The sequence below is a fragment of the uncultured Phycicoccus sp. genome (genome assembly GCF_947495705.1).
Classification (GTDB): domain Bacteria; phylum Actinomycetota; class Actinomycetes; order Actinomycetales; family Dermatophilaceae; genus Phycicoccus.
Window position 1 is genome coordinate 257,181 of record NZ_CANLZR010000002.1, and the last position, 23,033, is coordinate 280,213.

General features: G+C 73.9%; 21 protein-coding genes. 12 read left to right on the top strand and 9 right to left on the bottom strand.

Features of this window, described 5'->3' with window-relative positions; translation table 11 throughout:
• The first annotated feature begins 40 nt into the window (after nt 1–40).
• Nucleotides 41–958 carry an ABC transporter ATP-binding protein gene (locus Q0963_RS04475; protein ID WP_299443196.1) on the top strand — a complete coding sequence of 306 codons (918 nt, stop codon included), beginning with the start codon at nt 41–43 and terminating at the stop codon, nt 956–958.
• Entirely contained in the window at nt 955–2,553 is a 1,599-nt protein-coding gene (locus tag Q0963_RS04480) for an ABC transporter permease (RefSeq protein WP_299443199.1), read from the top strand. The genes Q0963_RS04475 and Q0963_RS04480 overlap by 4 nt, the downstream gene beginning before the upstream one ends.
• On the opposite strand, the gene Q0963_RS04485 is transcribed toward Q0963_RS04480, so the two are convergent.
• The 3 genes from Q0963_RS04485 to trpS form a co-directional block, all read right to left on the bottom strand.
• The gene (locus Q0963_RS04485) at nt 2,546–3,625 is read right to left on the bottom strand and encodes a mannose-1-phosphate guanylyltransferase (protein WP_299443202.1); all 1,080 of its coding nucleotides are present in this window, start codon (nt 3,623–3,625) and stop codon (nt 2,546–2,548) included. The genes Q0963_RS04480 and Q0963_RS04485 overlap by 8 nt on opposite strands.
• A gap of 62 nt (nt 3,626–3,687) precedes the next feature.
• Nucleotides 3,688–4,212 carry a 2'-5' RNA ligase family protein gene (locus Q0963_RS04490; protein ID WP_299443205.1) on the bottom strand — a complete coding sequence of 175 codons (525 nt, stop codon included), beginning with the start codon at nt 4,210–4,212 and terminating at the stop codon, nt 3,688–3,690.
• Between the two features lie 11 nt (nt 4,213–4,223).
• Nucleotides 4,224–5,249 (bottom strand): tryptophan--tRNA ligase, encoded by a 1,026-nt coding sequence (gene trpS / locus Q0963_RS04495; RefSeq protein WP_299443208.1) that lies wholly within the window; start codon nt 5,247–5,249, stop codon nt 4,224–4,226.
• Nucleotides 5,250–5,290: 41 nt separating this feature from the next.
• Here trpS and galK point away from each other — a divergent pair, with 41 nt between their 5' ends.
• Together galK and Q0963_RS04505 are read left to right on the top strand one after the other, a co-directional pair.
• Entirely contained in the window at nt 5,291–6,448 is a 1,158-nt protein-coding gene (galK, locus tag Q0963_RS04500; RefSeq protein WP_299443211.1) for a galactokinase, read from the top strand.
• 112 nt (nt 6,449–6,560) lie between these two features.
• Nucleotides 6,561–8,192, top strand: a complete 1,632-nt coding sequence (locus Q0963_RS04505) for a cyclic nucleotide-binding domain-containing protein (protein WP_299443214.1) — start codon at nt 6,561–6,563, stop codon at nt 8,190–8,192.
• A gap of 93 nt (nt 8,193–8,285) precedes the next feature.
• On the opposite strand, the gene Q0963_RS04510 is transcribed toward Q0963_RS04505, so the two are convergent.
• The 4 genes from Q0963_RS04510 to cysD all read right to left on the bottom strand — a co-directional run bounded on the left by Q0963_RS04510 (nt 8,286) and on the right by cysD (nt 12,568).
• Nucleotides 8,286–9,461 carry an FAD/NAD(P)-binding oxidoreductase gene (locus Q0963_RS04510; RefSeq protein WP_299443217.1) on the bottom strand — a complete coding sequence of 392 codons (1,176 nt, stop codon included), beginning with the start codon at nt 9,459–9,461 and terminating at the stop codon, nt 8,286–8,288.
• A 152-nt stretch (nt 9,462–9,613) separates the two neighbouring features.
• Entirely contained in the window at nt 9,614–10,411 is a 798-nt protein-coding gene (locus Q0963_RS04515) for an exodeoxyribonuclease III (protein WP_299443220.1), read from the bottom strand.
• 4 nt (nt 10,412–10,415) lie between these two features.
• On the bottom strand, nt 10,416–11,657 hold the full coding sequence (locus Q0963_RS04520) for a sulfate adenylyltransferase subunit 1 (protein ID WP_299443224.1): 1,242 nt from the start codon (nt 11,655–11,657) through the stop codon (nt 10,416–10,418).
• Nucleotides 11,657–12,568, bottom strand: a complete 912-nt coding sequence (cysD, locus tag Q0963_RS04525; protein WP_299443227.1) for a sulfate adenylyltransferase subunit CysD — start codon at nt 12,566–12,568, stop codon at nt 11,657–11,659. The genes Q0963_RS04520 and cysD overlap by 1 nt, the downstream gene beginning before the upstream one ends.
• Before the next feature lie 106 nt (nt 12,569–12,674).
• On the opposite strand from cysD, the gene cysC reads away from it, so the two are divergent.
• From cysC to aqpZ, 5 genes are all read left to right on the top strand, one after another.
• Nucleotides 12,675–13,835, top strand: coding sequence for an adenylyl-sulfate kinase (gene cysC / locus Q0963_RS04530; protein ID WP_299443230.1), 1,161 nt, complete (start codon nt 12,675–12,677; stop codon nt 13,833–13,835).
• Nucleotides 13,828–14,790, top strand: coding sequence for a sulfite exporter TauE/SafE family protein (locus Q0963_RS04535; RefSeq protein ID WP_299443233.1), 963 nt, complete (start codon nt 13,828–13,830; stop codon nt 14,788–14,790). The genes cysC and Q0963_RS04535 overlap by 8 nt, the downstream gene beginning before the upstream one ends.
• Nucleotides 14,787–15,539: a 3'(2'),5'-bisphosphate nucleotidase CysQ gene (locus tag Q0963_RS04540; RefSeq protein WP_299443235.1), complete on the top strand. Its 753-nt coding sequence runs from the start codon at nt 14,787–14,789 to the stop codon at nt 15,537–15,539. Before Q0963_RS04535 ends, Q0963_RS04540 begins: the two co-directional genes overlap by 4 nt.
• A gap of 108 nt (nt 15,540–15,647) precedes the next feature.
• Complete coding sequence (locus Q0963_RS04545; RefSeq protein WP_299443237.1) at nt 15,648–17,858, top strand: NADP-dependent isocitrate dehydrogenase; 2,211 nt, start codon at nt 15,648–15,650, stop codon at nt 17,856–17,858.
• 165 nt (nt 17,859–18,023) lie between these two features.
• Nucleotides 18,024–18,839, top strand: coding sequence for an aquaporin Z (gene aqpZ / locus Q0963_RS04550; protein ID WP_299443241.1), 816 nt, complete (start codon nt 18,024–18,026; stop codon nt 18,837–18,839).
• Between the two features lie 3 nt (nt 18,840–18,842).
• Here the strand turns inward: aqpZ and Q0963_RS04555 are convergent, their stop codons facing one another.
• Nucleotides 18,843–19,658: a ceramidase domain-containing protein gene (locus Q0963_RS04555; RefSeq protein WP_299443244.1), complete on the bottom strand. Its 816-nt coding sequence runs from the start codon at nt 19,656–19,658 to the stop codon at nt 18,843–18,845.
• 96 nt (nt 19,659–19,754) lie between these two features.
• Here Q0963_RS04555 and Q0963_RS04560 point away from each other — a divergent pair, with 96 nt between their 5' ends.
• Together Q0963_RS04560 and Q0963_RS04565 are read left to right on the top strand one after the other, a co-directional pair.
• On the top strand, nt 19,755–20,744 hold the full coding sequence (locus Q0963_RS04560) for a malate dehydrogenase (protein ID WP_299443247.1): 990 nt from the start codon (nt 19,755–19,757) through the stop codon (nt 20,742–20,744).
• A gap of 19 nt (nt 20,745–20,763) precedes the next feature.
• Nucleotides 20,764–21,693 (top strand): mechanosensitive ion channel family protein, encoded by a 930-nt coding sequence (locus Q0963_RS04565; RefSeq protein WP_299443250.1) that lies wholly within the window; start codon nt 20,764–20,766, stop codon nt 21,691–21,693.
• Nucleotides 21,694–21,720: 27 nt separating this feature from the next.
• Here the strand turns inward: Q0963_RS04565 and Q0963_RS04570 are convergent, their stop codons facing one another.
• Nucleotides 21,721–22,593, bottom strand: a complete 873-nt coding sequence (locus Q0963_RS04570; RefSeq protein ID WP_299443253.1) for a bifunctional methylenetetrahydrofolate dehydrogenase/methenyltetrahydrofolate cyclohydrolase — start codon at nt 22,591–22,593, stop codon at nt 21,721–21,723.
• 81 nt (nt 22,594–22,674) lie between these two features.
• Between Q0963_RS04570 and Q0963_RS04575 the strand changes: the two genes are divergently transcribed.
• Nucleotides 22,675–23,025 (top strand): hypothetical protein, encoded by a 351-nt coding sequence (locus Q0963_RS04575; RefSeq protein WP_299443256.1) that lies wholly within the window; start codon nt 22,675–22,677, stop codon nt 23,023–23,025.
• Nucleotides 23,026–23,033 lie beyond the last annotated feature (8 nt).

Sequence of the window (23,033 nt, forward strand, 5' to 3'; positions counted from 1 at the left end):
AACATTCACAATCTTGTGAACCAGGTGTAGCGTCGAGGATGTGACTGACGCGATCACCGTCTCGGGCCTGCGCAAGGCGTTCGGCCGCACCGTCGCCCTCGACGGGCTGGACCTCACCGTGGCCGAGGGCGAGGTGCACGGCTTCCTCGGGCCCAACGGCTCCGGCAAGTCGACGACCCTGCGCGCCCTCCTCGGCCTCCTCCGCCCCGACGCCGGCACTGCGAGCGTCCTGGGCCGGGACCCCTGGCACGACGCCACCGAGCTGCACCGCGACCTCGCCTACGTCCCGGGGGACGTCGTGCTGTGGCCGACCCTCACCGGCGGCGAGACCATCGACCTCCTCGGCCGGCTCCGCGGCGGTGTCGACGAGGACCGCCGCCGCCACCTCGTCGAGCGGTTCGAGCTCGACGAGACGAAGAAGGGCAAGGCGTACAGCAAGGGCAACCGGCAGAAGGTGGCCCTCATCGCGGCCCTGGCCAGCGACGCCCGGCTGCTCCTGCTCGACGAGCCCACCGCCGGCCTCGACCCGCTGATGGAGCAGGTCTTCCAGGACGAGCTGGTGGCGGTGCGCCGCGACGGGCGCACCGTCCTGCTCTCGAGCCACATCCTCAGTGAGGTCGAGCGCGCCTGCGACCGGGTGAGCATCGTGCGGGCCGGCAAGGTCGTGGACTCCGGCAGCCTCGCCGAGCTCCGCGGGCTCACCCGCACGCGGGTGCGCGCCTCGCTCACCGACGTCCCGGACGTGGCCGAGGCGAGCCGCTGGCCCGGGGTCGGCGACGTCGCCGTCGACGGCACCCACCTGAGCTGCGCGGTCGAGGCCGAGCACCTCGGCACCCTCGTCGCCGAGCTCGCCCGCCGGGGGGTCACCGGGCTCACGTGCCAGCCACCGACCCTCGAAGAGCTCTTCCTCGCCCGCTACGACCGCACCAGCCCGGCCTACGAGGAGGTGCCGACATGACCCGCCTCGCCGGCACGGCCGAGCTGCTGCGCCTCGCCGTGCGCCGCGACCGGGTACTGATCCCGGCGAGCATCCTCGGGCTGCTCGTCCTCGCCCTCGGCTCCGCCCGGGCGACCCTGGACATCTACCCCGACGACGCGACGGCCGCGGCGGGTCTGGGCGAGATCATCGCCAACCCCGCGGTCGTCGCGATGTACGGCCCGCTGGGCTCGCCCACCGCCGACGCCCTGGCGGTCTTCAAGACGGTGATGATGGGTGCCGTCCTCACCAGCATCCTCGCGCTCGTCGTCGTCCGCCGACACACCCGGACCGAGGAGGACGACGGGCGGCTCGAGCTGGTCAGCGCCGGCGTCGTGGGGCGCTGGGCGCCGCTCGCCTCCGCCGTCACCCTCGCCGTCGGCGCCGTCCTCGTGGCAAGCGCGCTGGCCGGCGCCGGGCTGGCCGCCCTCGGGCTGGACGGCCGGGGCTCCCTGGCGTTCGCCGTGTCGTGGGCCACGGCCGGTCTCGCGATGGTCGGTATCGCCGCCCTCGCCGTCCAGGTGGCGTCGACCACCCGCGGCGCCGGGGGCCTGGCGTTCGGTGCCGTCGGCGCCGCGTACCTCGTGCGGGCCGCCGGCGACACCGCGACCGAGGGCAGCGCCGTGCACGCCCTCGGCTGGCTCTCGCCCCTCGGCTGGGCCGGACGGGTCGAGCCGTACGGCGCTGACCGGCTGTGGGTGCTCGGCCTCGGCGTGGGTGTGCTCGTCGTCGGCGTCACCGGCGCCGTGGCCGTCCTGGACCGGCGCGACCTCGGCGCCGGGCTGCTCCCGGCGCGGAGCGGGCCGTCCCGGGCGGGCCGCTCCCTCGGCGGCCCCTTGGGGCTCGCCGCCCGGCTCGCGACGGGCACCCTCGTCGGCTGGGTCGTGGGGCTCGTCCTCGGCGGGGCCGTCGTCGGCTCGCTCATGGGGTCCATCGGCAGCCTCGCCGACAACCCGCAGATGCGCCAGGTCCTGGAGGCGATCGGCGGCAGCGCCGGGAGCGTCGAGGAGATCTACCTCGCGACGGAGACGAAGTTCGTCGCCATCGCGGTCGCCGCCGCCGGCATCGGGCTCGTGCTGCGCCTCACCGCGGCCGAGCGAGCGGGGCTCACCGAGTCCGTCCTCGCCACCCCCACCCGGCGGGCGCACTGGTACGGCGCGCACGTCGCCGTCGGGATCGTCCTGCCAGCCGTCCTGATGACCGTCGTCGGACTCGTCGTCGGGTTCGTCGGCTCGCGGACCAGCGCCGCGGCCCCGGGCGTCGGCGAGACCCTCGCCGCGTCGCTCGCGACCCTGCCGGCGGTCTGGGTGCTCATCGGGGTCGCGGCCCTGCTGGCCGGCGCCACCCCACGGTTCGCCCCGACCGCGTGGGGGGTGGCCCTCGTGGCGTTCGTCGTCGGCGAGCTCGGCCCGACGATGCAGCTGCCGGGGTGGGTCGTCGACCTCTCCCCGTTCACGCACCTGTCCCAGCTGCCGGGAGGCTCGTTCGCGGCCACGGAGGCGCTGGCGCTCACCCTGCTCGCCGCGGCGCTCGTCCTCGCCGGGGCCGTCGCCTACGACCGGCGCGACGTCACGTGAGGTCGGTGCGGCCCGACGCCTTGAGGGCGTCGACGACCTTCTTCACGTCCTGCGCCCGGGCCCGGGTCGTGACGAGGACGGCGTCCGGGGTGTCGACGACCACGACGTCGTCGAGCCCCACGACGGCGACCCGCCGGCCACCGGCGGCGACGACGAGCCCCTCGGTGTCGACGCTCGTCACGTCGGCGGCGTCCCCGACGACCGTCACCGGCCCGTCGCCGTGCGGCAGGAGGCTCGAGAGGCTCGCGAAGTCCCCGACGTCGTCCCAGCCGAACGGGGCAGGCACGACGACGACCCGGCCGGCGTCGGCGGCCGGCTCGGCGACGGCGTGGTCGATGGCGATCTTCTCGAGCCCCGGCCACAGGTCGTCGAGCCGCGACGGGTCGGCCGCGATCGCCCGCAGGCCCTCCGCCAGATCGGGGTGCCAGCGCCCGAGCAGGTCGAGGAGCACGCCGGCCCGGACCACGAACATGCCGGCGTTCCACCGGAACTCACCGGACGCGAGGTAGGCGGCGGCGCGCTCGGCATCGGGCTTCTCGACGAACTCCACGGCGTGCAGCGCGGTCGCGAACCCGGCGAGCGGGTCACCGGCCCGGATGTAGCCGAAGCCGGTGGCCGGGTGCGTCGGCTCGACGCCGAGGGTGACGAGATGGCCCTCGCGGGCGACCTCGACGGCCTCGCGGACGGCGGCGTGGAAGGCGCCGACCTCGGGGATGACGTGGTCGGCGGCGAACGAGCCGATGACCGCGTCGGGGTCCGTGCGCTCGACGACGGCGGCGGCGAGCCCGATGGCGGCCATCGAGTCACGCGGGGCCGGCTCGGCCAGGATCCGGGCGCCGTCGAGGTCGGGCAGCTGGCCCCGCACGGCCTCGGCGTGGGCGGCTCCGGTGACGACGACGACGCGGTCCGACGTCAGCGGTACGAGCCGGTCGACGGTGGCCTGGAGCAGGGTGCGCCCGCTGCCGGTGAGGTCGAGCAGGAACTTCGGGCGCCCCGCTCGGCTCAGCGGCCACAGCCGGGTGCCCGCCCCACCTGCGGGAACGACGGCCCAGAACCCCTCGACATCAGGCATGGCTGTGAGGGTACTCGCCGCCCGCCCCTCGTTCCTCGGCTCCGGGGGGTGCCCGCGGCGGCTCAGGCGATCGTCGTCCCGGTGAGGTCGAAGGAGCGGACGGCGCGCCAGACCCCGTCGCTGTCGTGGAGGTACAGCTCGACGGTGCCGACGGCGAACTCGCACCGGAAGTCCGCGAGGTCCTCGAAGGCCCGGTCGAGCTCGTCGTCGCCGAGGTGGTGGGCGATCGTCACGTGCGGGTGGTACGGGAACTCCAGGACCCGGGTCACCGGCCCCGACCGCACCGCCGCCTCGAGCACCTCGCACGCCGCGATGCCGCGCGAGACCTGCACGAAGACCACCGGCGACACCGGCCGGAACGTGCCCGTCCCAGAGAGCACCATGTCGAACGGAGCCACGCCCGCGCACACGTCGCCGAGGTGCCGGACGAAGTCGTCGACGGCCTCCGGCTCGACGGCGGTCGGCGGCAGGAGCGTGACGTGCGGCGGGATCGCCTCGGCCATCGGGTCCCCGACGTCGCGGCGGGCGGCCTGCAGCCGGCTCCCCCAGGGCTCGGGGATGGTGACGGCGACTCCGTGGACGGGCATGACCGGACTCCTCAGCGCGCGGCCGGCAGCAGGCCGACGGCGTCGCGCACCCTCGACATCGTGGCGTGCGCGACCTCGGCCGCCCGGTCGGCACCGTCGGCGAGGATCCGGTCGAGCTCCGCGGGGTCGTCGAGCAGGGTGCTCATCCGCTGCTGGAAGGGGGTCAGGGCCTCGATGACGACGTCGGCGACCTCCTGCTTGAGGTCCCCGTAGCCGCGCCCGGCGAAGGCGTCGGCCACGTCGGCCACCGGGGTGCCCGAGAGCACCGAGTGGATGACGAGCAGGTTGGAGACGCCCGGCTTGCCCTCCGGGTCGTAGCGGACCTCGGCGTCGGTGTCGGTGACCGCGGACCGGATGTTCTTCGCGATCCGCGAGGGGTCCTCCATGAGGTCGATGAGGCCCTTGGGCGAGGACCCCGTCTTGCTCATCTTGGCAGTGGGCTCCTGGAGGTCCATGATCTTCGCCGCGCCCTTGACGATGTACGGGTCGGGCACGACGAGCGTCTCGCCGAAGCGGGTGTTGAACCGCTCGGCGAGGTCGCGGGTGATCTCGAGGTGCTGGCGCTGGTCCTCGCCGACGGGGACGTAGGCCGCGTCGTACATGAGGATGTCGGCGGCCATGAGCATCGGGTAGGTGAGCAGGCCCACGCTGGCGCTCTGCCCCTTGGCGACCTTGTCCTTGAACTGGGTCATCCGCCGCGCCTCGCCGTCGCCGGTGAGGCAGTTCATGACCCAGCCGAGCTCAGCATGCGCGGGAATATGGCTCTGGCAGAACACCGCCGAGCGGGTGGGGTCGACGCCGCCCGCGATGAACTGGGCGGCGGTCGCCCGCGTGCGACGGCGCAGCACCTGCGGGTCGGTGGGCACCGTGAGGGCGTGCAGGTCGGCGACGAAGTAGTAGGCGTCGAAGTCGTCCTGGAGCCCGACCCAGTTGACCAGCGCCCCGAGGTAGTTGCCGAGGTGCAGCGAGTCGCTGGTCGGCTGCATCCCGGACAGGATGCGGGGGCGTGCGGCATCGGCGGTGGAGGCGGCGGGCATCGCCCCATTGTGCCCTGTCGCTCCTGCCTAGACTCACCGGCATGACGAGCCCCGCCCGGACCCATCGCGACGTGTTCGGCGCCGACCCCGCGGGGGTGTGGTCGGCCCCGGGCCGGGTCAACCTCATCGGCGAGCACACCGACTACAACGGCGGCCTCGCGCTGCCGATCGCGCTGCCGCAGCGCACGGCCGCGGCCTGCTCGGCGCGCGGCGACGACCTCCTGCGGATCCATTCGGTGCAGGCCGGCGAGACCGTCGAGGTGGCGCTGGGGGACGTCGGCCCGGGGAGCCCGCACGGGTGGACGGCGTACGCGGCGGGGGTGTTGTGGGCCCTGCGCGCCGACGGGTGCGAGGTCCGCGGGATGGACGTCACGGTCGACAGCGCGGTGCCGGTCGGGGCGGGACTGTCGAGCTCCGCGGCGCTCGAGTGCGCCGTGGGGGCAGCGGCCAGCGACCTGTTCGGGCTCGGCCTGCTCGCCGACGACGCGGCGCGGGCCCGGCTGGCGCGGGCCTGCGTCCGGGCCGAGAACGAGGTCGCCGGCGCCGCGACCGGCGGCATGGACCAGTCCGCGGCGCTGTTGTGCCGCACCGGGTCCGCCCTGCTGCTGGACTGCCGCGACGGAGCCACCGAGCACGTTCCCTTCGACCTCGCCGCGGCCGGGCACGTCCTGCTCGTCACCGACACCCGCGCCTCGCACGCGCTCAACGACGGGCAGTACGAGAAGCGGCGGCGGGCCTGCGAGCAGGCTGCCGCGGAGCTCGGGGTCGCGACCCTGCGCGAGGTACCGCCGGGCGCGCTCGACGAGGCACTGGCCCGGCTCTCCACGGACGAGCTGCGGCAGCGGACCCGGCACGTCGTCACCGAGATCGCCCGGGTCGAGGCGGCGGTCGCGGCGCTGCGCGACGGGGACCTCGCGGAGGTCGGTCGGCTGTTCCGCGCCTCGCACGCCTCGCTGCGCGACGACTACGAGGTGAGCTGCGCCGAGCTCGACGTCGCCGTCGAGGCCGCCGAGGGTGCCGGCGCGCTGGGGGCCCGGATGACCGGCGGGGGCTTCGGCGGCTCGAGCATCGCCCTGGTCCCGGAGGACGCCGCGGACGACGCGGCCGTCGCCGTGCGGGCCGCGTTCGCCGCCCGGGGCTGGGCCGAGCCGCAGTGCTTCCCCGTCACCGCCGGCCCCCCTGCCGCGCGCGACATCTGACTCCCCCACAGCCGGACCCGACGGCTGCGGCTCTGGTCGGCGAGCCCCTGGCGGCCTATCGTGACGACCACTGCGCAGCCATGGTGAATGGCGGCGGGGAAAGGACTGCGCTGTGGACGGCTCCCCCAGCCTCGCCCCTCCGTCGCAGGGCCGGACCGAGGTGCTCCTCGGCGTGCTGCGCAACCCGCGCCTCCGGCGGGTGCTCATCGCCTTCCTCCTCTTCAACATCGTCGAGTGGGCGACCTGGATCGCGGTGCTCGTCTGGGCCTACGGCTACGGCGGGGTGCGGGCCGCGAGCCTCGTCGCCCTCGTCCAGCTCGTCCCGGCGGCGGTCTTCGCCCCGGGGCTGGCCCTCCTCGCCGAGCGCCTCGCACACGGCCGGGCGCTGGCCCTCGGGTACGCCGCGCAGGCCCTGGCGTTCATCGGCTGCGGCGCGGCGCTCGCCGCGGGGGCGCAGTTCGCGGTGGTGGCCGCGCTGGCCGCGGTCGCGTCGGTCACGGTGGCGACGACGCGCCCGGTGCACAACGCCCTGCTCCCCGAGCTCTCCGAGACGACCGCCGAGCTGACCGCGGGCAACGCGGCCTCCGGGTCGGTGGAGTCGGCGGCCATCCTCGCTGGGCCCCTGCTGAGCGGCCTGCTCATCGTCCCGCTCGGCGCGGGTGGCGTGCTGATGACGATGGGCACCCTCTCCTGCGTCGCGGTGGCCCTCGTCGCCAGGCTCGACGTCGCGCGCCTCCCCGCCGGCCCGGGCACGGCCGCGCACGGGGCCCGGTTGCGCGAGGTGGTACGAGACCCGGTCACCCGGGTTCTCACCGTGCTCGTGGGGGCCGAGTACGTCCTCATCGGAATGGTCGACATCCTGCTCGTGCTGCTGGCACTGGACCTGCTCGCGATGGGCGAGTCCGGGCCGGGGCTGCTCAACGCGATGCTCGGGGTCGGCGGGCTCGTCGGCGCCGCCGTGACCCTGCTGCTCGTCGGCCGGCAGCGTCTGTCTCCGGCCATCCTGGTGGGCGGCCTCCTCGCCGGCGGTGCCTTCGCCGTCGCCGGGCTGGCCGAGACCTCCCTCGTCGCCGTGGCCCTCATCGCCGCGAGCGGCTGCGGGAAGGTCCTCTTCGACGTGTCGGCCCGGACCCTCGTCCAGCGCCTCCTGCCCGAGCGGCTGCTCACGGCGGTCTTCGGTCTCCAGGAGGCGATGCTCAGTGGCGGCCTCGCGGTGGGCTCGCTGCTGGCACCGATCCTCGTCGCGCTCGTCGGGCCGCGCGGCGCCTTCATCGCGGCCGGCTCGTTCCTGCCGCTGCTCGTCCTGGTCACTCTCGCGCAGCTGCGCCGGATCGACCGGGAGGCCGAGGTGCCCGCCGATGTGCTGGCCCTGCTCCGCGGTGTGCCCCTGCTCGCCGTGCTGCCTCCGCGCGTCGTGGACCGGCTCGCCCGGGACGCGAGCGAGACATCCGTCGCCGCGGGCGCCACGATCATCCGGCAGGGGGAGCCGGGGGAACGGTTCTCCGTCATCGCGTCCGGCACGGTGGAGGTCGTGATGGATCGCGTGCCGGTGCGCCGGCTCGGCCCCGGGGACTGGTTCGGCGAGCTCGCCCTGCTGCGCGACACCCCCCGCACCGCCACCGTCATCGCTCTCGACGACGTCGTCCTGTGGTCGATCGAGCGCGAGCACTTCCTCGCCGTGGTGGCGGGCGTCCCGCGTGCCGTCGAGGCCGGCGAGGACTACGCCCAGGGGCACTACCGCTGAGCCGCGCCTCCCCCGACTTTTCAGGCCACGGTCCGCCGACACGCCGCACCGTGACGCATCGACGCGGACGCCAGCATGAGAAGTCGGGAGCTGTCAGACCTTGCCGCGCAGGATGCGGCGGAAGTACGTCTGCGGCAGGGCGTAGCGGTCGACCCACCACGTGGCCCGCCGAGGTCGGACGAGGTCGGGGAAGGGGACCGTGGGGGCCGGCCGGCCGTCGCGGTCGATCTCGACGAGCATCAGCCGGTGTCGGGCGACCGTGATCGGCATGACGGTGTAGCCGTCGTACCGGGCGAACACGCCGGCATCGGCGGCTGCCATGTTCTGGGTGAGCACGGCCACCTGCTTGCGCAGTGCGCCGCCGGAGGGCTTGATGCCGAGGTCCGCGACGTCGCCCAGCGACCACACCGCGCCATGCCTGGGGTGGCGCAGGGTCGCCGGGTCGACGTCGACCAGGCCGGCCGCGGAGGCGCCGGCCAGGTCGCTCTCGGCGACCCAGCGGGGTGCGTGGTAGTGCGGGACGACATGGGCGTAGCGGAGGTCGTCCAGGTGCTGGTCGCCCGCGGGGGTCGTGACGCTGACCCGTCGCGCGCCGACCGAGCTCACCCTGGCGTCCCGGAGCACCTGCACGCCGTACGAGGCCAGGGTCCGCTCGAGCAGGGCGTCGGCCCTCGGCACCCCGATCGGTGAGCTGCCCGGGAGGACCAGGTGGACGTCGAGGTCGTCGAGCACTCCCGCGCGGCGCCAGTGGTCGCAGGCCATGAACAGCGGCTTCAGGGCGGTCGCGCTGCACGGCGCCGGCTCGGGCGGCATCGTGAACACCACTCGCCCCCCGGCCAGGTCCCGCAGCGCGGGCCACACCCGGGGCGCGGTCTCGACGACGAAGGTCGACCCCGCCCAGCCCGCCGCGTACGCCTCGACGAGGCCGGGGGTGGCGTCCCAGTCCTCCTCCAGCCCGGGGCACACGACGAGCCGGGCGCAGCCGACCCGCCTGCCGTCCCGCAGCAGCACGCTCGGACCGCCCGGGTCGACCGACTCCACCACGGCCTGGATCCAGGTGGCTCCGTCGGGCATCACCGAGGCAGCGGGCCGCTCCAGCAAGGCCATCGACGCCTCCCCGGCTCCCACGTAGTTCAGGAGCGGGCGGTACCGGTGGACGGACTCGGACTCCACGATGGCGACGTCCTGCGCCCCGTCGCGCAGCAGCCGAGCGGCCAGGGAGATGCCGGCATTGCCCCCACCGACGATCAGGACGTCGTGATGCTCCATGCCGCCCTCTCCCGTCGCTGCCGGCTCACCCCTCGACCGTAGCGGCGGGCGCCGCCCCCACCCCCGTCCGTCCCCGACTTTTCAGGCCCCCCGTCCGCCGCCACGCCGGTCCGGCGGGGACGCCAGCATGAAAAGTCGGGAAAGCGCCGGGGTCAGAGGGCGTAGTCGACGAGGACCGGGGCGTGGTCGCTCCAGCGCTCGGCGTACGTCGGCGCCCGGCCGACGTCCGCCCGCACCGCCCGCGCGGCGAGGGGTGCCGTCGCGAGCTGGTAGTCGATGCGCCAGCCGGCGTCGGTGTCGAAGGCCTTCCCGCGCCAGGACCACCACGTGTACGGCCCCGGGCCCGGCCCGTGGAGCCGCCGGTGCACGTCGACGAGCCCGTGCTCGGCGGCCCACCGGTCCAGGTGCGCCTGCTCGTCGGGCAGGAACCCGGCCTTGCCCCGGTTGCCCTTCCAGTTCTTCAGGTCGTCGGCGGTGTGCGCGATGTTGAGGTCCCCGGTGAGGACCGCCGGCCGCCCCTGCGCCGCCCACGACGCGACCCGCTCCCCCAGCGCCTCGAGGAACCGGTACTTCTCGTCCTGCCGCGGCGTCCCCGCCTCACCGGTGTGGACGTACGCCGACGCCACCGTGACGGCCTCGCCGCCGACGACGACATCGGCCTCCACCCAGCGCCCGGCGCCCTCGAACTCGGCGCCGACAGCCGTCCGGACGTCCTTGACCGGGTGCCGCGACAGGACGGCCACCCCCGAGCGGCCCTTGGTCACGCACGGGCTGTGGGCGAGGTCCCACGTCTCGAACACGCTGCCGGACAACGCTGCCCGCAGCTGGGCATCGTCGGCCCGCACCTCCTGCAGGGTCACGACGTCGGGCGCGAGCGCGGCGAGCCGGTCGAGCCCGCCGCGGCGGACGGCGGCCCGGATCCCGTTGACGTTGGCCGAGGCGAGAAGCACGCCCCTAGTTGATCATCCCGGCGCCGACGGTGTTGCCGGTGGCCTCGTCGATGAGGATGAAGGAGCCGGTCGTCCGGTTCTGCTCGTACGGGTCGACGAGCAGCTGCTGGGTGGTGCGCAGCGTGACGCGGCCGATCTCGTTGAGCCCCAGCTCGCGGGTCTCGGTGTCGCGATGCAGGGAGTTGATGTCGAGGCGGTACTGGATGTCTTTGACCAGCGCCCGGGCACCGCGCGTCGTGTGCTTGATCGCGAGCTTCTGCCGCGGCCGCAGCGGCTCGCGGGTCATCCAGCACACCATCGCGTCGACGTCCTGGGTGGGCTCCGGCGCGTTCTTGACCCGGCAGATCATGTCGCCCCGCGAGACGTCGAGGTCGTCCTCGAGCCGGACGACGACCGACATCGGGGGGAAGGCCTCGCCGACCTCCCGGTCGAAGACGTCGATCCCCGCGATCCGGCTCGTGAGCCCGCTCGGCAGGACCATGACCTCGTCGCCGGGCTTGAGCACGCCGCTGGCGACCCGGCCCGCGTAGCCGCGGTAGTCGTGGTAGTCGTCGGACTTGGGCCGGACGACGTACTGCACGGGGAAGCGGACGTCGCGCAGGTCGCGGTCCGAGGCGATGTGCACGTTCTCGAGGTGGTGCATGAGCGAGGAGCCCTCGTACCAGGGCATGTGCTCGCTGCGGGTCACGACGTTGTCGCCCTTGAGCGCTGACAGGGGGATGACGGCGAGGTCCGGGACGTTGAGCCGCTGCGTGAAGGTCACGAACTCCTGACGGATCCGCTCGAAGACCTCCTGGTCGTAGTCGACGAGGTCCATCTTGTTCACCGCGAGGACGAGGTGCGGGACCCGCAGCAGCGACAGGAGGACGGCGTGCCGCCGGGACTGCTCGGTGAGCCCCTGGCGCGCGTCGACGAGGACGAGCCCGAGGTCGGCGGTCGAGGCGCCGGTCACCATGTTCCGGGTGTACTGCACGTGCCCGGGGGTGTCGGCGATGATGAACTTCCGTCGCGGAGTGGCGAAGTAGCGGTACGCGACGTCGATCGTGATGCCCTGCTCACGCTCGGAGCGCAGGCCGTCGGTGAGCAGCGCGAGGTCGGTGTAGTCGTAGCCCCGGGTCTTCGAGGTGGCCTCGACGGCCTCGAGCTGGTCCTCGAAGATCGCCTTGGAGTCCAGGAGCAGCCGGCCGATGAGCGTCGACTTGCCGTCGTCGACCGAGCCGGCCGTGGCGAAGCGCAGCAGGTCCATCAGAAGTACCCCTCCTTCTTGCGGTCCTCCATGGCGGCCTCCGAGAACCGGTCGTCGCCGCGGGTGGCGCCCCGTTCGGTGACCCGGGCGACGGCGACCTCCTCGACGATCTCCTCGAGGGTGGACGCGGCGGACTCGACGCAGCCGGTGAGGGTGAGGTCGCCGACGGTGCGGAACCGGACGGTGCGCTCGGCCACGACCTCGCCGTCGCGGCACGGGTTGTGCGGGCTCTCGGTGAGGAGCATCCCGTCGCGCTCGAAGACCCGGCGCCGGTGGGCGAAGTAGATGGACGGGATCTCGACGCGCTCACGGGCGATGTAGTGCCAGATGTCGAGCTCGGTCCAGTTCGACAGCGGGAAGACGCGCATGTGCTCGCCCTCGTGCAGCCGCCCGTTGTACAGCGACCACAGCTCGGGGCGCTGGTTCTTGGGGTCCCACTGGCCGAAGTCGTCACGGTGCGAGTAGACGCGCTCCTTGGCGCGCGCCTTCTCCTCGTCGCGCCGGCCGCCGCCGAAGGCCGCGGTGAACCCGTTGGTCTCGATGGCGTCGAGCAGGGTCGCCGTCTGCATCCGGTTGCGGCTCGTCTTGCCGTCGTCGACGACGATGCCGGTGGCGATGGCCTCCTCGACGGAGGCGACGACGAGGTTGGCGCCGAGCCGCTCGACCCACGCGTCGCGGGTGGCCAGGACCTCGGGGAAGTCGAGGCCGGTGTCGACCTGGAGCAGCGGGAACGGCAGCCGCGCCGGGTGGAACGCCTTCTCGGCGAGCCGCAGCATGACGATGGAGTCCTTGCCCCCCGAGAACATCAGGACGGGTCGCTCGAGCTCAGCCACGACCTCGCGGAAGATGTGGATCGACTCGGACTCCAGCTCGTCGAGGTGCGACAGCCGGTAGTCGGCGGGGGTCTGCACGGGTTTCACCTCTCGTCCCTGACAACGCTGCTGACCATACCGGCGGGGCCCGTCCAGTTCTGCCGCGTCCGGAACGAGGGACGGGCTCCGTTGGCACACTGGCTCCGTGACCGACAGCCCGCCCGCGTTCTGCCCTGCTCGGGAGGACCTCGACGACCTCGAGGTGCTCCGCCGCGGGCTCTACGGCCCGGACGCCACGATGCGGCCGCTGCCGGCCCCGGCCGAGGTGGCCGCGGCGGCCGTCGCGGCGGGCACGCTGGTGGTCCTGGACCCCGAGGGCGTCCCCGTCGCGCGGGTGCTCGACGTGACCCGGACCGGCGACGGGTGCCTGCTCGGGTCGCCCACCTGGCTGGCGGAGCCGTCCCCGCGACCCTTCCGGCGCCACCACCTGGACGCCCCGGTCGACCTGGCCGGCGCCGACGTCGTGCTCGTCGAGGCGGCGGCCCACGTCCCCTCCGCACTGCCGGACCGCGCCCACGTCCTCGTCCTGGCGTCCACCTCGCTCGACGGCCCGTCCGAGGGCAACGACACCGTCCGCGCAGCCGTCCGGTCCGCGTCCACCTGCGCGGACGCCTGGGTCGGCGTCGTCCCACTGCCCCCGGGCGACCCCGCCCGCAGGTCCGCGCTGCTGCGGACGCTCGGCCTCGACCCCACGCTCCGGCCCGCGCCGCACGACGACGCGGCGACCGACGGGCCGACCGAGCGCGGACCACGCGACGAGGCGGGCGTCGTCGTCCTGCTCACCGGGCTCTCCGGCTCCGGGAAGTCGACGGTGGCGCGCGCCGTGGCCACCCGCCTCGTCGAGGACGGCACCCCGGTCACGCTGCTCGACGGTGACGTCGTCCGCCGACACCTCACCGCCGGGCTGGGGTTCTCCCCCGCCGACCGCCGGACCAACGTGCTGCGGATCGGCTGGGTCGCCGCCGAGGTCGCCCACCACGGCGGCATCGCGATCTGCAGCCCCATCGCACCCGAGGACGCCGTGCGCCGCGAGGTGGCCCGGATGGCCAGCGACCGCGGCGCGCGCTTCGTCCTCGTCCATGTCGCCACCCCGCTCGCCGAGTGCGAGCGCCGCGACCGCAAGGGCCTGTACGCCGCCGCCCGGCGCGGCGACATCGCGGACTTCACCGGCATCTCGGCGCCCTACGAGGAGCCCGAGCACCCGGACCTGCGCCTCGACACGACCGGCCGGGACGTCGCGGGCTGCGCCGACCTCGTCCTGGACCTCCTCGGCGGGGCCGGGCGCCGGACGGACGCCGATGCCTGAAGCCATCCTCACCGCCGACGCGCTCGTCGTCCTCGTCGTCAGCCTGGCCGTCGGGGTCGTCGTCGGCCTCACCGGCATGGGCGGTGGGGCGCTGATGACCCCGGCCCTGGTCTTCCTCGGCGTCCCCCCGACGGCGGCCGTCGCGAACGACCTCGTCGCCGCGGCGTTCAACAAGTCCGTCGGCGCCGCCGTGCACGCGCGGCGCGGGTCGCCCGACCTGAGGCTGGCCGGGCTCCTCGTCGTGGGATCGGTGCCCTTCGCCCTCGTCGGCGCCTTCATCGTCGGCCGGCTCGGGTCCGGCGAGGAGCAGCAGGAGCTGCTGCGCCTGGCCATCGGGGCGACCCTGCTCCTCACCGCGGCGACGTACACCCTGCGCGTCTACGGGTCGGTCTTCCGCGGCTGGGGCCACGGCACCGGGCCGCAGCGGCCCGTGCGGGTCGTCCCCACCGTCGTGGTGGGCGCCGTCGGCGGGCTCCTCGTCGGGGTCACGAGCGTCGGGTCGGGGTCGATCATCATGATCGCCCTGTTGCTCCTCTACCCGGCGCTGTCGGCCAAGCGTCTCGTAGGGACCGACCTCGTGCAGGCCGTCCCCCTCGTCGTCGCCGCGGCCATCGGCCACGTCATCGTCACCGGGGTCGACTGGGCGGTGCTCGTCCCGCTCGTGCTCGGCGGCGCACCCGGCACCTTCCTCGGGGCGCGGCTCGCGGCGTGGGTGCCCTCGCAGGCGGTCCGTCGCGGCATCGTCATCGTCCTCACGCTCACCGGGCTCAGCCTGCTGCGCGTCCCGCCGGAGGCCGTCGGGGCCACCGGGGCCGCGCTGCTCGTCCTCGGCCCGCTCGGCTGGGCGGTGCTCCGCCGGCTGCACGGGCTGCCCGCCTTCGCGGGCCGGGCCGACGAGGACCACCTCCCCCCCACCGCCGACACCCCCACCGCCGACGACAGGACTGCTCCGTGACGACCGGCCCCACCGACCACGCCGTCTGCGCCGAGGTCGCGCAGGACACCGGACGGCTGCTCGTCGCCCTGCGCGCCGCTCGCACCGACCTCGAGGGCCGGGACCTCAAGGACGCCGGTGACGCCGCCGCCCACGAGCACATCGTGGGGCTGCTCGGTCGCCTGCGTCCCGGCGACGCGGTGCTCAGCGAGGAGGGGGCCGACGACTCACGGCGCCTCAGCGCGAGCCGGGTGTGGATCGTCGACCCGCTCGACGGGACCCGGGAGTTCTCGGAGCGCCCCCGCGACGACTGGGCCGTGCACGTCGCGCTCTGGCAGGACGGCGCGCTCGTCGCGGGGGCCGTCGCGCTCCCGGCCCGCGACGCCCTGCACCGGATGGACCGCCCGGTCCCCCTGCCGCCGCGCCCGGACGGCCCGGTGCGGCTCGCCGTGAGCCGCAGCCGACCACCGCGCTTCGTCCTGGCCCTCGCCGAGCGGCTCGGCGCCACCCTGGTGCCGATGGGCTCGGCCGGGGTCAAGGCCACCGCGGTCCTGGACGGGACGGCCGACGCGTACGTCCACGCCGGCGGCCAGTACGAGTGGGACTCCGCGGCGCCGGTGGCGGTGGCGCTCGGGCACGGGCTGGCGCCCACCCGGGTCGACGGCTCCCCGCTGCGCTACAACCGCCCCGACCCGTGGCTGCCCGACCTCGTCGTCGCCCGGCCCGAGGTCCTGCCCCCGCTGCGCGCCGCCCTGGACGAGCTCGGCTGACCCGCCGGTCGCCGCCCGACCCGCGGGCTGTCCCGATCGCGCGTCCTCCGGTAAGATTTGTCTTGACGTCAAGATATCCGCGAAGACCGAGGAGCGACGAGTACCCCCATGGCAACGATCATCTACACCCTCACCGACGAGGCCCCGATGCTGGCCACCTACTCGTTCCTCCCCGTGGTCCAGGCGTTCGCCTCGTCCGCGGGCGTCGACGTCGAGACCCGCGACATCTCGCTCGGGGGCCGCATCCTCGCTCTCTTCCCGGAGCACCTCACCGAGGAGCAGCGCATCGACGACGCCCTCGCCGAGCTCGGCGAGCTCGCCACGACGCCCGACGCGAACATCATCAAGCTGCCGAACATCTCGGCGTCGATGCCCCAGCTCAAGGCCGCGATCCGCGAGCTCCAGTCGCAGGGCTACGCGCTGCCGGACTACCCCGACGAGCCGGCCACCGACGAGGAGCGCGACATCCGCGCCCGCTACGACAAGGTCAAGGGCAGCGCCGTCAACCCGGTGCTGCGCGAGGGCAACTCCGACCGGCGCGCACCCGCCGCGGTCAAGAACTACGCCCGCAAGCACCCGCACTCGATGGGTGAGTGGAGCGCCGACAGCAAGACCTCGGTCGCGACGATGGGGCAGGACGACTTCCGGTCCAACGAGCAGTCGGTGGTCATCGACGGCGGCGACACCCTGACGATCCGGCACATCGCCGACGACGGCACCGAGACGGTCCTCAAGGACGGGCTCGCCGTGCTCGACGGCGAGGTCGTCGACGCCACCGTCATGCGCGCCGCCCCGCTCGAGGCGTTCCTGCGCGAGCAGGTGGCCAGGGCCAAGGCGGACGACGTGCTGTTCTCGGTCCACCTCAAGGCGACGATGATGAAGGTCAGCGACCCGATCATCTTCGGCCACGTCGTCAAGGCCTTCTTCCCCGAGGTCTTCGAGCGCTACGGCGCCGACCTCCAGGCGGCCGGCCTGTCGCCCAACAACGGCCTCGGCGGGATCCTGGACGGCCTCGACGCGCTGCCGAACGGCGACGAGATCCGCACCGCCTTCGAGCAGGGCCTCGCCGACGGCCCCCGGCTCGCGATGGTCAACTCCGACAAGGGCATCACCAACCTGCACGTCCCCAGCGACGTCATCGTCGACGCCTCGATGCCCGCGATGATCCGCACCTCCGGCCACATGTGGGGCCCGGACGGCGACGAGCACGACACCCTCGCCGTCATCCCGGACTCCTCGTACGCCGGCGTCTACCAGGCCGTCGTCGAGGACTGCCAGCGGCACGGCGCCTTCGACCCGACGACGATGGGCTCGGTCCCGAACGTCGGGCTCATGGCGCAGAAGGCCGAGGAGTACGGCAGCCACGACAAGACCTTCGAGATGACCGCCGCGGGGCGCGTCGAGGTCGTCGGCGCCGACGGCCGGGTGCTGATGAGCCACGACGTCGAGCCCGGCGACATCTGGCGCGCCTGCCAGACCAAGGACGCCCCGATCCGGGACTGGGTCAAGCTCGCGGTCACCCGTGCCCGGGCCTCGCAGACCCCCGCGGTCTTCTGGCTCGACGAGACCCGCGCCCACGACCGCAACCTCATCGCCAAGGTCGAGGCCTACCTGCCCGAGCACGACACCGAGGGGCTCGACCTGCGGATCCTGTCGCCGGTCGAGGCCGCGAAGCTGTCCGTCGAGCGGATCCGCCGCGGCGAGGACACGATCTCGGTCACCGGCAACGTCCTGCGCGACTACAACACCGACCTCTTCCCCATCCTCGAGCTCGGCACCTCCGCGAAGATGCTCTCGGTCGTCCCGCTGATGAACGGCGGCGGGCTCTTCGAGACCGGGGCCGGCGGGTCGGCGCCCAAGCACGTCCAGCAGCTCGTCGAGCAGAACTACCTGCGCTGGGACAGCCTCGGCGAGTTCCTCGCGCTCGCCGAGTCCTTCCGGCACGAGGCCGCGAACGGCAACGCCCGGGCCGGCGTCCTCGGCGAGACCCTGGACCGGGCCACCGAGTCGCTCCTCAACGAGAACAAGTCCCCGTCCCGGCGGATCGGCCAGATCGACAACCGGGGCAGTCACTTCTGGCTCGCGCGGTTCTGGGCCGAGGAGCTGGCCGGCCAGACCGAGGACGCGGCACTGGCCGAGATCTTCGCACCCGTGGCCGAGCAGCTCGTCGCGCAGACCGACGCCATCGAGGCCGAGCTCATCGCCGTCCAGGGCGAGCCGGTCGACATCGGCGGCTACTACCGGCCCGACGGCGACAAGGCCGCCGCGGTGATGCGCCCGAGCGAGACCTTCAACGGGGTCCTCGCGAGCCTGGCCTGACCGGATCGAGCGGCGTCTGCCGCGCCCGCCGGCGAACAGGGGCGCGGCAGACAGGCGGCGCCGAGCGTAGGGCAGTGATGGACGCAGGGCGGGTCGCCGCGACCGACGGCACGGGAATGCGGCGCGTTCCCCCACGGGGCCGCCGCCCGGGCCACACTGTGCGACATGACGACACCGACAATGCCCCAGCGACTCGGCGCCGAGATGCTCGGGGCCTTCTGGCTCGTGTTCGGGGGCTGCGGTTCGGCCGTGTTCTCGGCGGTGTACATCGCCCCGAACGTCATCGGCGGCCAGAGCGCGCAGGTGGGCATCGGCTTCCTGGGGGTCGCGCTCGCCTTCGGCCTCACCGTCGTGACGATGGCCTATGCCGTCGGCCATGTGTCAGGTGCGCACTTCAACCCCGCCGTGACCATCGGCGCTGCGGTGGCCCGTCGGTTCGAGTGGCGGGAGGTGCCGGGCTACATCGGGGCCCAGGTCGTGGGCGGCCTGCTCGCCGGCGCCGCGTTGTGGGGCATCGCCCGCGGCGTCCCTGGCTTCTCGCCGACCGGGAACCTCGCGGCCAACGGCTACGGCGAGCACTCCCCCGGCGGCTACTCCCTCGTCGCGGTCCTGGTCGCGGAGGCCTTGCTCACCGCGGTCTTCCTGTACGTCATCCTCGGGGCCACCGACTCCCGTGCCCCGCAGGGTTTCGCCCCCATCGCGATCGGGCTGTCGCTGACGCTGATCCACCTCATCTCGATCCCCATCTCGAACACGTCCGTCAACCCTGCCCGCTCCACCGGGGTCGCGTTCTTCAACGGTGACGGGGCCCCGGGCCAGCTCTGGCTGTTCTGGCTCGCACCGATCCTCGGCGCGGCCATCGCGGGCGCGACCTTCCACCTCATCACCGGCGTGGACCGGCGGGACCGTGACATCTCGGGCGAGATCGAACCTCAGGACGCCGTCGTCGCCGAGGGCGTGGACCCGGACGCCCCGCGCTGACCGTCACGGGGGCGGCGCCGGGCGCTCCGCGACGTAGTGCCGGAACAGCAGGTAGGCGGCCACGGCGCACAGCACGTGCCAGAGGCCGTGCCACTGCAGGAGCGAGCCGGGGTCGCACCAGGGGTGGCCCCGCCGGCCGAACTGCCACACCGTGTAGGCGACGAGCAGCGTCACGACCGACGCCAGCCCGAAGGCCGCGTCCTGGCGGGGGTCGCGACGCCGCCAGAGGGCGACCTCGACGGCGACAGCGAGCACGATCATGGCCGCGAAGGCGGCGTTGCCCGAGTGGCGCACCAGGGGCACCCGGCCCCCGCTGAGGAGGACCACCATCCCCACCGCGACGAGCACGGGGAACAGCAGCGCGAACAGGCCCGGGCCGCGGCGCGCGAGGCGCATTACGGCGTACGCGAGGGCGAACCCCGACACGAGGAACATGCTCAGCAGGTCGAGGTGGCCGCCGAGCCGGGTCTGGGTCGCGTGCATGGCCAGCGAGCCCGGCCCGAGGAGGACCACGACCACGGCGTAGGTCAGCGCCAGGCCGGGGTGCGCGCCCATCGTGACGCCGAGCCGAGCCCGGTCGGCGGCGTACGCGGCCACGGCCAGGCCGGCGACCACGAAGGCGAGGTTGCTCCAGGCGTTGGTCGGCTGCAGCACCCAGCCCGGCCGAGCGGCCTCACAGAACCCGCTGCCGCGGCCCACGTCGGCGCCCAGCCAGCCCCAGCGCGCGGCGGCGAGGACCACGCCGAGGGAGACCACCGCGGTCGCGGCCGCAGCGAGCACCGGGCGGCGGTCCGTCCGCTCGGTCTCCGGGGTCGCCACGACAGCCAGCCCACCACACCGCCGCGGGCGGCGCCATGGTCCGGCGCTGATAGCGTCGAGCCGTCATCGACACGCTCGTCACGAAGGGGTACCACCGTGAGCACCACGCCCGTCAAGGTCGCCGTCACCGGCGCCGCCGGCCAGATCGGCTACAGCCTGCTCTTCCGCATCGCGAGCGGCGCGCTCCTGGGCCCCGACACCCCGGTCGAGCTGCGGCTCCTCGAGATCACCCCGGCCCTCAAGGCGCTCGAGGGCGTCGTCATGGAGCTCGACGACTGCGCGTTCCCGACGTTGGCGAAGGTCGAGATCGGCGACGACGCCTCGACGGTGTTCGACGGCGTCAACCACGCCCTCCTCGTCGGTGCGCGCCCCCGCGGCCCGGGCATGGAGCGCGGCGACCTCCTCGAGGCCAACGGCGGCATCTTCGCCCCGCAGGGCAAGGCGCTCAACGAGGTCGCGGCCGACGACATCCGCGTCACCGTCACCGGCAACCCGGCGAACACCAACGCCCTCATCGCGATGAGCAACGCCCCCGACATCCCCACCGAGCGGTTCTCGGCCCTCACCCGGCTCGACCACAACCGCGCCATCTCCCAGCTGGCCGCGAAGCTCGGGGTGCCGGTCACCGAGATCCGGAAGATGACGATCTGGGGCAACCACTCCGCGACCCAGTACCCCGACCTGTTCCACGCCGAGGTCGGTGGCCGCAACGCCGCCGAGGTCGTCGGCGACCAGGAGTGGCTGGCGAACACGTTCATCCCGACGGTGGCCAAGCGCGGCGCGGCCATCATCGAGGCGCGCGGTGCGTCGTCGGCCGCCTCGGCGGCGTCGGCGACGATCGACCACGCGCGCACCTGGGTCGAGGGCACGCCCGAGGGCGACTGGGTCTCGATGTCGGTCCGCTCCGACGGCTCGTACGGTGTCGAGGAGGGCCTCATCTCCTCCTTCCCCGTCACCGTGCGCGACGGCCGCTGGGAGATCGTCCAGGGCCTCGACATCGACGACTTCTCGCGCGAGCGCATCGACGCCTCGGTGGCCGAGCTGGCCGAGGAGCGCGACGCGGTCAAGGGACTCGGCCTCATCTGACGCCCGGGCGGTGCCCTTCATGAGCGGGATCCTGACCGTGTCGCCGACGTCCTGGAGTGACGAGCTGCTCGGCTCCGCCGGCCGGATGGTCGACTCCCTGGTGGCCGCGGTGCCGCGCCTCGCCGTCGCTCTGGCGGTCCTGCTCCTGGGGTGGGCTGCGGCCCGGGCGCTGCGGTGGGCGCTGCGGCGCTGGCTGCGGGAGCGCCAGACACCGAGCTTCACCAACGTCATCAGCACGCTGTCCGGGTGGCTCCTGGTCTTCGTCTCGGTGCTCGCCGCCATCGCGGTCGTCTTCCCGTCGGTCCGTCCGGTCGACCTCCTCGGCGGCCTCGGGTTCTTCTCGATCGCGGTGGGGTTCGCGTTCCAGGACATCCTCGAGAACACCCTGTCCGGGGTGCTGATGCTGTTCCGGCAGCCGTTCCGTTCCGGCGACCAGATCGAGGTCCAGGGCCACGTGGGCACCGTGCAGGCGATCACCATCCGCGAGACCCGGATCCGCACGTTCGACGGCCAGCTGCTCCTCATCCCGAACCGCGACGTCTACAAGAGCGTCATCCGGGTCCAGACCCACTTCGAGCGGCGCCGCCTGGCCTTTGTCGTGGGCATCGCCTACGAGAACGACCCGGCCGAGGCGGCCGCCGTCATCGTCGACGCGCTGTCGGGCGTCGAGGGCGTGCTGCCCGAGCCCGGGCCGGAGGCGCTCATCCAGGCCCTGGGCGTGTCCACCGTGGACCTCGAGGCACGGTTCTGGTGCGCGCCGACCCAGCACGAGGCACTCGTCGTCCTGCACCGCAGCATCGACGCCGTCAAGAAGGCGCTGGACACCGCCGGCATCGAGATGCCCGCCGAGATCATCGCGCTCCAGGCGACCCCGAGCTTCCGGGCCGCGCTCCAGGGTGACGCCGACGTGACCCCCGGTGGTGCCGTCCGCAGCGGTCCGAGCGCCTGACGGCGGACCGTGGGGCCCCGGGCGGGGTCAGGCGGGGGTCGCGGCGAGACGCTCGGCGGCCTCGACGACGTTGGACAGCAGCATCGCCCGCGTCATCGGCCCGACGCCGCCGGGGTTCGGCGACACGTAGCCCGCGACGTCCCAGACGTCGTCGGCCACGTCGCCGGCCACCGACCCCTTGCCGGTCTCGGCGTCGACGATGCGGGACACCCCGACGTCGAGCACGGCGGCTCCCGGCTTGACCATGTCGCCCCGCACGATGCCGGGCACGCCGGCGGCCGCGATGACGATGTCGGCCTGCCGCACCTCGGCGGCCAGGTCACGGGTCCCGGTGTGGCACAGGGTGACCGTCGCGTTCTCGGAACGACGGGTGAGGATGAGCCCCAGCGGCCGCCCCACCGTGAGCCCGCGACCCACGACGACGACCTTGGCGCCGGCGATCGGGACGTCGTACCGGCGGAGCAGCTCGATGCAGCCGACCGGCGTGCACGGCAGGGGGGCCGGCCGGCCGAGGACCAGCCACCCGAGGTTCGTCGGGTGCAGGCCGTCGACGTCCTTGGCCGGGTCCACCGCCGAGAGGATCGTGTTCTCGTCGAGGCCCGTCGGCTGCTGCACGATGAAGCCCGTGCAGGCGGGGTCCTCGTTGAGCTCGCGGACGACGGCCAGGACCTCGTCCTGCGTCGTCCCGGTGGGCAGGTCGCGGCGGATGGAGTGCAGCCCGATCTCGGCGCAGTCCTTGTGCTTCGCCCCGACGTACCACCGGCTGCCCGGGTCGTCACCGACGAGGACCGTCCCGAGCCCGGGGACCACCCCGCGCTCGGCGAGCGCGGCCACGCGGGCCCGCAGCTCGTCCTTGATCGTCGCGAGGATGGCCTTGCCGTCGAGAGTCGTCGCCGTCACGACGGTCATCCTTGCATTGGCGGTCGCCCAACCCGTCCGACCCGTTCCCACGATGAGCCGGGAGTGACTAGCGTGGTGCCTGTGGCGAGCTACGCGGTGAACGGGGCGGCGGTCGAGCACGTGCGTGCCCTGATCGACGCCCGCCAGTACGTCCTCGACAGCGAGTGGGGTGAGGTGCAGCCGGACGCGGAGGCACAGAACGCCTACCTCGAGCGGCACCCCTGGGAGGAGTACGGCGCCTGGCACCTCGGCCTCACCGAGGGCGCTGCCGACGACACGAAGGCCCGCTACGCCTTCGCCGTCGGGGACTTCCGCCGGGTGCACCGCAGCGCGCTCATCGCCTGCGTCTTCCGCGCCTCGCAGTGGCGGCACAAGGACGTCGAGCTGGCGGCGCACGACCTGCTCCAGCACCTCGACGCCACCAGCGGCTGAACCGGCAC

Coding starts and splice junctions, on each gene's coding strand:
- Q0963_RS04480 (WP_299443199.1), top strand. CDS start 955: ATGACCCGCCTCGCCGGCACGGCCGAGCTGCTGCGCCTCGCCGTGCGC.
- Q0963_RS04485 (WP_299443202.1), bottom strand. CDS start 3,625: ATGCCTGATGTCGAGGGGTTCTGGGCCGTCGTTCCCGCAGGTGGGGCG.
- Q0963_RS04490 (WP_299443205.1), bottom strand. CDS start 4,212: ATGCCCGTCCACGGAGTCGCCGTCACCATCCCCGAGCCCTGGGGGAGC.
- trpS (WP_299443208.1), bottom strand. CDS start 5,249: ATGCCCGCCGCCTCCACCGCCGATGCCGCACGCCCCCGCATCCTGTCC.
- galK (WP_299443211.1), top strand. CDS start 5,291: ATGACGAGCCCCGCCCGGACCCATCGCGACGTGTTCGGCGCCGACCCC.
- Q0963_RS04510 (WP_299443217.1), bottom strand. CDS start 9,461: ATGGAGCATCACGACGTCCTGATCGTCGGTGGGGGCAATGCCGGCATC.
- Q0963_RS04520 (WP_299443224.1), bottom strand. CDS start 11,657: ATGGACCTGCTGCGCTTCGCCACGGCCGGCTCGGTCGACGACGGCAAG.
- Q0963_RS04535 (WP_299443233.1), top strand. CDS start 13,828: ATGCCTGAAGCCATCCTCACCGCCGACGCGCTCGTCGTCCTCGTCGTC.
- Q0963_RS04545 (WP_299443237.1), top strand. CDS start 15,648: ATGGCAACGATCATCTACACCCTCACCGACGAGGCCCCGATGCTGGCC.
- aqpZ (WP_299443241.1), top strand. CDS start 18,024: ATGACGACACCGACAATGCCCCAGCGACTCGGCGCCGAGATGCTCGGG.
- Q0963_RS04565 (WP_299443250.1), top strand. CDS start 20,764: ATGAGCGGGATCCTGACCGTGTCGCCGACGTCCTGGAGTGACGAGCTG.